The sequence below is a fragment of the Streptomyces sp. NPDC007095 genome, assembly GCF_040634475.1.
Taxonomy (GTDB): domain Bacteria; phylum Actinomycetota; class Actinomycetes; order Streptomycetales; family Streptomycetaceae; genus Streptomyces.
This window is the reverse complement of sequence record NZ_JBEYFS010000527.1, coordinates 1-1332: the sequence shown is the minus strand read 5'-3', so window position 1 is coordinate 1332 and position 1332 is coordinate 1. Positions and strand designations below refer to the sequence as shown.

Sequence of the window (1332 nt, the reverse complement as noted above, 5' to 3'; positions counted from 1 at the left end):
CGGATGGAACTCCTGGTCGGCCGCGACCACGACGTCCGCGCCGCCGAGGCGCCCGGCGGGCAGGTGCGAGCGCAGGCCGGACTCGGCCAGTACGCCGGTGCCGGTGATCAGTGCCGCGCCGCCGACGACCGCGCACGCCACGGCGATCAGCGCGGTGATCCGATGTCGGACCATCTGCAGGGCAAGACGGAACATGGCTCAGACCTCGCCCAACGCGACGAGTCGGTCGGCCAGTTGGGGGGCGGAGGGTGCCTCCAGGGCCTCGACCACCCGGCCGTCGGCCATCACCAGCACCTGGTGCGCCCGCGCCGCGGCGGCTGGGTCGTGGGTGACCATCACCACCGTCTGGCGCAGCTCGTTGACGAGATCACGCAGCAGGTCCAGTACCTCGTGGGCGCTGCGCAGATCCAGCGCGCCGGTCGGCTCGTCGGCGAACACGACGGCTGGCTTGGCTACCAACGCCCGTACGACGGCGGCCCTTTGCTGCTGTCCGCCGGAGAGCTCGGCCGGGCGGTGGGTGAGCTGTTCGGAGAGACCGACCCCCTCGACCAGGGTGCGCAGCCAGTCGTGGTCCGGGGTGCGTCCCTCGAGCCGCAGGGGCAGCGTGATGTTGTCCTCGATGGTGAGGGAGGGGATCAGGTTGTAGGCCTGGAACACGAACCCGATGCGCTCGCGGCGCAGTTCGGTGCGGCGGGTCTCGTTCAGCCCGGCGATCTCGTGGCCGTCGATACGGATGCTGCCCGACGTCGGGGAATCCAGCCCCGCGGCGCAGTGCATCAGCGTGCTCTTGCCGGAACCCGAGGGCCCCATCACAGCGAGGAACGTGCCGCGCTCCACGGTCAGCGACACCTCGTCGAGGGCGCGTACGCCTCCCGGGTACTCCTTGCAGACCCGGTCCAGCACGATGGCCGGCGCAGGTGTGTGATCCCCGGTCATGGGCGGGCGGGGGCGCGAGCGAAGGGGCGGGACTCATCGGCGGCCCCGCAGCTTGCGCACGACGAGGATTCCGCCGCAGAGCACGGTGACCGCGCCGCAGGCCAGGTGCACCCAGGTGTTCGCTTCGCCGTAGGAGGCCGCCATGTTGACGACCGTGCTGACCACCACCAGGATCCAGAGCAGCGTGCGGGCGACGTCCCCGCGGGTGAGGGCGGGCGACGGTGTGCCGGGTGCTGCGTCGGCACCGGTCGGGCGGTAGCGGGCATTGTTCGCCATGGGGCTTCCTCCCGAGGTCGGCTGTCGTCACCGAAGCTATGGATCACGGCGCTCCTCGGCCGATCCCGCAGCCCGCCCAGTTCGAGGTACAGCAGGCTGTACTCCTCGGCCCCCGAGCTG

General features: G+C 71.4%; 3 protein-coding genes. All 3 read right to left on the bottom strand.

Features of this window, described 5'->3' with window-relative positions; genetic code table 11:
• Positions 1 to 195: hypothetical protein (locus ABZ656_RS57980; RefSeq protein WP_360280835.1), on the bottom strand; the 195-nt coding region annotated here is incomplete at its 3' end.
• Positions 196 to 198: 3 nt separating this feature from the next.
• Positions 199 to 936 (bottom strand): ABC transporter ATP-binding protein, encoded by a 738-nt coding sequence (locus ABZ656_RS57975; RefSeq protein WP_101408552.1) that lies wholly within the window; start codon positions 934 to 936, stop codon positions 199 to 201.
• 33 nt (positions 937 to 969) lie between these two features.
• Positions 970 to 1212 carry a hypothetical protein gene (locus ABZ656_RS57970; RefSeq protein WP_101408553.1) on the bottom strand — a complete coding sequence of 81 codons (243 nt, stop codon included), beginning with the start codon at positions 1210 to 1212 and terminating at the stop codon, positions 970 to 972.
• Positions 1213 to 1332 lie beyond the last annotated feature (120 nt).